Origin of the sequence: Pseudomonas sp. RW10S2 (assembly GCF_014268985.1) — a bacterium.
GTDB lineage: Bacteria > Pseudomonadota > Gammaproteobacteria > Pseudomonadales > Pseudomonadaceae > Aquipseudomonas > Aquipseudomonas wayambapalatensis.
Genome location: NZ_JABWRO010000188.1, coordinates 1 through 5,977, shown reverse-complemented (window position 1 = coordinate 5,977; position 5,977 = coordinate 1). Strand labels below are relative to the sequence as shown.

The 5,977-nt window shown below is 61.8% G+C and carries 5 protein-coding genes; 3 read left to right on the top strand and 2 right to left on the bottom strand.

What is annotated here, in order from left to right; translation table 11 throughout:
- The first annotated feature begins 41 nt into the window (after positions 1 to 41).
- From HU729_RS24640 to HU729_RS24630, 3 genes are all read left to right on the top strand, one after another.
- Entirely contained in the window at positions 42 to 509 is a 468-nt protein-coding gene (locus HU729_RS24640; protein ID WP_186665343.1) for a VOC family protein, read from the top strand.
- A 91-nt stretch (positions 510 to 600) separates the two neighbouring features.
- Positions 601 to 1,788: a hypothetical protein gene (locus HU729_RS24635; protein ID WP_186711833.1), complete on the top strand. Its 1,188-nt coding sequence runs from the start codon at positions 601 to 603 to the stop codon at positions 1,786 to 1,788.
- Positions 1,789 to 2,071: 283 nt separating this feature from the next.
- Complete coding sequence (locus HU729_RS24630) at positions 2,072 to 2,998, top strand: hypothetical protein (RefSeq protein WP_186711832.1); 927 nt, start codon at positions 2,072 to 2,074, stop codon at positions 2,996 to 2,998.
- Positions 2,999 to 3,058: 60 nt separating this feature from the next.
- On the opposite strand, the gene yiaY is transcribed toward HU729_RS24630, so the two are convergent.
- Together yiaY and ilvA are read right to left on the bottom strand one after the other, a co-directional pair.
- Complete coding sequence (gene yiaY / locus HU729_RS24625) at positions 3,059 to 4,207, bottom strand: L-threonine dehydrogenase (protein WP_186711831.1); 1,149 nt, start codon at positions 4,205 to 4,207, stop codon at positions 3,059 to 3,061.
- 135 nt (positions 4,208 to 4,342) lie between these two features.
- A complete protein-coding gene (gene ilvA, locus HU729_RS24620; protein ID WP_186711830.1) occupies positions 4,343 to 5,905 on the bottom strand; it encodes a threonine ammonia-lyase, biosynthetic in 1,563 nt (520 codons plus the stop codon).
- Positions 5,906 to 5,977: the final 72 nt, after the last annotated feature.

The window sequence follows — 5,977 nt, the reverse complement described above, 5'->3', positions numbered from 1 at the left end:
TTTTTGCAACGAATGACCACCTTCCAACGGAGGTATCCGCAATGCCAGCCAAACCCATCCCCGAAGGCCAGCACAGCATCACGCCCTATCTGGGTATCAAGGATGCCGCCAAGGCCATTGCCTTCTATAAACAAGCCTTCGGCGCCGTCGAGATGTTTCGCCTCGACGGTCCCGACGGCCGCGTCGGTCATGCCGAGCTGAAAATCGGCGACTCCTCGCTGATGCTCGCCGATCCCTGCGACATGGACGGTGGCCTCACCGCCAGCCAGTCGCTGCCAGGGGCGGCCATCGGCTTGCACCTGTATGTCGAGGACTGCGACAAGGTCTATGCCCAGGCCGTCGCTGCCGGCGCCACGCCACTGCGAGAGGTACAGGACCAGTTCTACGGCGATCGCAGCGGTACCTTGAAAGACCCGTTCGGCAACCTCTGGTTCGTGTCCACCCACAAGGAAGACCTGAGCCCCGAAGAGATCCGCGCCCGCGCGGCCAAGCTGTTCGGCGGCAACTGAACGGGCGACGAGTCGCAGGCCGTGCGCTTGAAGTTGAAAGCGCCGCGGCTTTGCTTGAAGCTTGAGGCTTGTAGCTCGGAGCTGCTATTGAATGCGAATCATCGAAAAGAACGGCGCGCAGGTGCGCACCCTCACACCGGCCGAAGAAGAACTGCTGGTCGGTTTTGCCAGTGCCACGCTGGTTGGCCCACGCTTGCTGCAAGCCAACCAGTGGCTGATGAAGGTACGCAGCGCCAACCAATGGCTGGCCTGCGACTGCCGCAAGGATGCCCTGCCGGTGCTCAATGTCAGCCTCAACGGCAACACCGGCACCTTGTTCCTGCGCAACAACCCCGACACCCCCGAGCATGCCCCCGGCTGCCCCTTCACCAAGGACGAGCGCGAAGCCATCGAGCGCAGCGAGGATGTGCCGCCGCCTGCAGCCTGGCTGCCACCCGACACGCCGCTGCGTCTGCTCGGCGACTTCCGTCGCGCCAGCGCAGGTAATGGAGCAGGCGGTGAAACCGCGGAGCGCCGTGAGCAACAGCGGCTGCTGTCACTGTTGCTGACCTGGATCGAGGCCAGCGGCCTGAACGTCTATGCCACGCACCTGAAAAAAGACCTCACCGCACAGTTCGCCGAACTGCGCGGTGTCGCTGGCCGCTATCCGCTGCTCGAGCGAGTTCCGGCCAGCAACTATCTGGAAACGCGCCTGGACATGAAGCACATGATGATGCTCAAGGCGCGCCTGCGTGAATCCACCGTATTCGGCAACCACCGTCGCCACGGCCTGTTGCTGGACTGCGTCGAGCAGATCAAGGGCCGCAAGCTGTTCAACGCCCGCAGCGAGGACGGCTTCGACTTCCAGGGCCATCACCTGCTCTGGGGCGGCAGCAAGACCGGCGGCCCGCTGTTGGCCCTGGCGCTGTACTCGCCCACCACTGCCGGTAGTCATTACTACGAACTGATCCATGTCGCCAGCGTACCGGTCCTGTCACGTGTGCACTTGTTCCCGGTATACCGCGACGAGGAACGCGAGCCGCTGAAAGCCTTGGTCTCGCTGATCGACTGGATGGCGAGCAAGGGGGTGAAAGTGCTGATGCGCCGCCCGGTGATCGGTGGCGAGGTGATGGACGAGCTGGTGCTGACCTCCGACCAGGACCGCGTGCTGTCGGTGTCACTGCTGGAAAAACCGCTCGGGCCGGAGCCCGATACGGATAATTTCAAACGCTACGCAGACTTCAAGAGCCCGGAAACCTTTCGCAAGTATGTGGCGGGGTTCTTCATGCGTGAGCGTTAGGTTTTGTACAAGAAGAAGAGGCATCCTTCGTTGAGGGAGGCACCGCCACGCCTACAGAACTTTTCCTGCAGAGCCGAGGGTCTACAGGGCGATAAGGGACGAGCAAGGGCCCTGTATGAGCTTAACGCTTACAGAAACAGCCAATAACACCTATAAAAAACGCTCCCCTGCCGAACGCTTGAAACTACCCGAACCTTTCCAGCAACTGATAAAAATGCCAGTACCCTGGCTATTATCATGGATCTATAGTGCGGTTTCATCCAGCGCTTAGAGAAACGCCGCCATGAGAACTTTTCTTCCGTTTACCCTTGCCGTCATGATTGCTGCCTGCGCGAAAACTCCTGAACTTTCCCCACCCATGCCCACACGCTCTTCCAGCCCGTCAATAACCCAAGAGACTTTGAAGGTGCTGGACACGAACGCGGAAAATGCACTGCAAAAAATTGATCGGTGGTTTCGAGATAGCCGAATCGATTGTGGGTCATCGCAACGCCCTGCCTTTCTTTGCAGTGGTGTATTGATACGCGCGACTCAGAGTTACCAGTCCTTCGATCCATGGGAGCCAAGTCCCCGCTCGATTTCCAGGCAAGGTGTTTCGGCATCCTGGCTTCGACAGGATTCCCCTATTTACAGCACGTTTAAGTTCCGCAACGGCTTCATATTCTATCCGGTCATGGAACGACCTGCAGGGAAGGCGCAAATTCACGTGAAATGTACGTTCCCCCGTGATGCAGCGACCGATAACAGGATGCCAGCCTGCTCTGAGTACGCCGGTTATCCGGCAAGCAAACCCTGCAATGAGCAAGGCATCAACACTGCAGAAGATTGGAAGCGTCATTACGATCAGATGGGCAAGACCAACCGTATTTGTGGCTGGAATGTAAGCGCGGGTATTACTACCTCTGCCGATCGTTTCTACCAGAGTATTCGTGCACGTTCATTGCTCGCCAGGGAAGGGCAATGGAATGAATGGAACGAGCTGATTCTGGAGCCGTGGCACAACATCAATTCAGCAACACTGCCCCTGCTGGCATTCTTTTACCAGGCGGGGAATATGGATGCGCTGAATAAAGCCAACCATGACCAACAGCGTTACTACCAAAAGTACGGCCAGTATTTACCTGTCGTCAGTCTTTCCTATTCGACAACCCGCGGGCTTGTGGCTCACTACAATCCTGATGAGCAAGGTCTTCGTCAACAAACTCAATAACCACAGATGGCAAAGCACTCCTGCCAGACCGCGCAACAGTGCTTTGCCAAAAGTCTCGCGTCAGAACGCCGCCTCGAAAATCGCCTCGATCTCGGCCTGACTGGCACTACGCGGGTTGGTCAGCCCGCAGGCGTCCTTCAACGCATTGGCCGCCAATACCGGCACATCCTCACGCTTGGCCCCCAGCTCTGCCAGGCCCGCCGGGATCCCTACCGCCACGGCCAGATGCTCGATCGCCGAGATCGCCGCTCCCGCGCCCTGCTCTGCCGTCAGCCCGCACACCTTCACACCCATGGCCTTGGCCACATCGCGCAGGCGCGCGGCGCTGACCTGGGCATTGAAGCGCTGCACATGCGGCAACAACACCGCGTTGCAGACCCCGTGCGGCAGGTCGTAGTAGCCACCGAGCTGATGCGCCATGGCATGCACATAACCCAGCGAGGCATTGTTGAAGGCCATGCCGGCGAGGAACTGGGCGTACGCCATGTTCTCCCGGGCTTGCAAGTCCTGGCCATTGGCGACCGCCTGGCGCAGGTTGTCGTTGATCAAGGTGATGGCCTTGAGTGCACAGGCGTCGGTGATCGGGTTGGCGGCCGTGGAGACATAGGCCTCGATGGCGTGGGTCAGCGCGTCCATGCCGGTGGCGGCGGTCAGGCCCTTTGGCATGCCGACCATCAGTGCCGGGTCGTTGACCGACAGGATCGGCGTGACATTACGGTCGACGATGGCCATTTTCACGTGGCGCGATTCGTCGGTGATGATGCAGAAACGGGTCATCTCGCTGGCCGTGCCGGCCGTGGTGTTGATGGCGATCAGCGGCAGTTGCGGCTTGGCCGAACGGTCCACGCCTTCATAGTCGCGAATATGCCCGCCGTTGGTGGCGCACAGGGCGATACCCTTGGCGCAGTCATGGGGCGAGCCACCACCGAGCGAGATCACGCAATCGCAGCGTTCGCGCTGCAACAGCGCCAGGCCCGCCTCGACGTTGGCAATGCTCGGATTGGGCTTGGCACCGTCGAAGATCGTCGAGTCGATGTCGCGCTCGGCCAGCAACCCGGCGATGCGCTGGGCGACCCCGGCCCTGGACAGGCCTTCGTCAGTCACGATCAACGCCTTGCGCAAGCCGTAGCCGGCAATCGCCGCCATGGCTTCGTCCAGGCAATCGAGGCCCATGATGTTGACGGGTGGAATGAAGAAGGTGCTGCTCATGGCCGAGATCCTCTCAGGTTGTTGTCTGTCTACCTTCGAGGATCTGCCCGAACGGCCACACGCATGTTGATCCAGGACAAGCCGCCGTGACTGAACGGTCGACATCGCAGGCAATCCGCGATCAGCGGCACTCGCTCAGCCCAGAAACAGCCGATACGCCGGATTGTCCGCCTCATCCCAGTAGCGATAGCCCATGGCCTGCAGCGTCTGTGGCATGAGGGCCTGTTCGTCGGCCGGCACCTCCAGCGCAGCGAACACCCGGGCCTCGGCAGCGCCATGGTTGCGGTAGTGGAACAGGCTGATGTTCCAGTTCTGGCCCAGACGCTCGAGAAAGCCCAGCAACGCGCCTGGGCGCTCAGGAAACTCGAAACGCAGCACCCGCTCGTCGGCGCCTGGCGCTGCATGGCCGCCGACGGTGTGGCGCACATGCAGCTTGGCCAGTTCGTTGTCGGTCAGGTCGAGTACCTCGTAGCCCTGTGCACGCAAGCTGTCCAGCAGGCCCTCGCGCGGGTCGTGCTGTGGATGGGTCTGCACGCCGACGAACAGCCGGGCTTCCTTGCCCCGGTGGTAGCGGTAGTTGAACTCGGTTACCTGGCGCTTGCCCAGGGCCTGGCAGAACGCGCGAAAACTCCCCGGCCGCTCGGGGATGGTGACCGCGATCACCGCCTCACGCTGCTCGCCGAGCTCGGCACGCTCGGCCACATGGCGCAGGCGGTCGAAATTGATGTTGGCCCCGGAGTCGATGGCGACCAGGGTCTGCCCACGAACGCCATCACGCGCCACGTACTTCTTGATCCCGGCCACGGCCAGCGCACCGGAAGGTTCGGTGATCGAGCGGGTATCGTCGTAGATATCCTTGATCGCTGCGCACAACTCATCGCTGCTGACGGTGATCACTTCATCGACGAAATGCCGGCACAACTCGAAGCAATGGGCACCGACCTGGGCCACCGCCACACCGTCGGCAAAGGTGCCGACCTGCGCCAGTACCACTCGCTCGCCAGCGGCCAGGGCGGCCTGCAGGCAGTTGGAATCCTCGGGCTCGACACCAATCACCTTGACCTGCGGACGCAGGTACTTCACGTAGGCCGCGATACCCGCGATCAGGCCACCGCCACCGACCGGGACGAAGATCGCATCCAGGGCGCCCGGGTGTTGGCGCAGGATCTCCATGGCCACGGTGCCCTGCCCGGCGATCACGTCCGGATCGTCGAACGGCGGGACGAAGGTCGCTCCCTGGCGGTCGGCCAGTTGCAGCGCATGGGCCAAGGCATGGGGGAAGCTTTCGCCATGCAGCACCACGTTGCCGCCGCGCGAGCGCACACCCGCGATCTTCAGTTCAGGGGTGGTGGTGGGCATGACGATGGTCGCCGTCATGCCCAGGTGCGCTGCGGCCAGCGCCACGCCCTGGGCATGGTTGCCGGCGGAAGCGGTGATCACGCCACGCTCGCGCTGGACCTGGGACAGGCGCGACAGCCGGGTATAGGCACCGCGGATCTTGAACGAGAAGGTCGGCTGCAGGTCTTCGCGCTTGAGCAATACCTGGTTGCCGAGGCTGCTCGACAGCGCCGGGGCCGCCTGCAGCGGGGTTTCGATGGCCAGGTCGTACACGGGCGCTGCAAGAATGCGCCGCACCTGCTCCGACAGCAGTTGCTGGGGCGTGACGGGGGAACGGGGGCTGACGCTCAGATTGCTCATCGATGACTCCTGGGGGTTTGCAGATGCCCAGGAGTCGAGAAGAAAAAACCCGCCCCCCGGGCGGGGTTCGGT

Coding starts and splice junctions, on each gene's coding strand:
- HU729_RS24640 (WP_186665343.1), top strand. CDS start 42: ATGCCAGCCAAACCCATCCCCGAAGGCCAGCACAGCATCACGCCCTAT.
- HU729_RS24635 (WP_186711833.1), top strand. CDS start 601: ATGCGAATCATCGAAAAGAACGGCGCGCAGGTGCGCACCCTCACACCG.
- HU729_RS24630 (WP_186711832.1), top strand. CDS start 2,072: ATGAGAACTTTTCTTCCGTTTACCCTTGCCGTCATGATTGCTGCCTGC.
- yiaY (WP_186711831.1), bottom strand. CDS start 4,207: ATGAGCAGCACCTTCTTCATTCCACCCGTCAACATCATGGGCCTCGAT.
- ilvA (WP_186711830.1), bottom strand. CDS start 5,905: ATGAGCAATCTGAGCGTCAGCCCCCGTTCCCCCGTCACGCCCCAGCAA.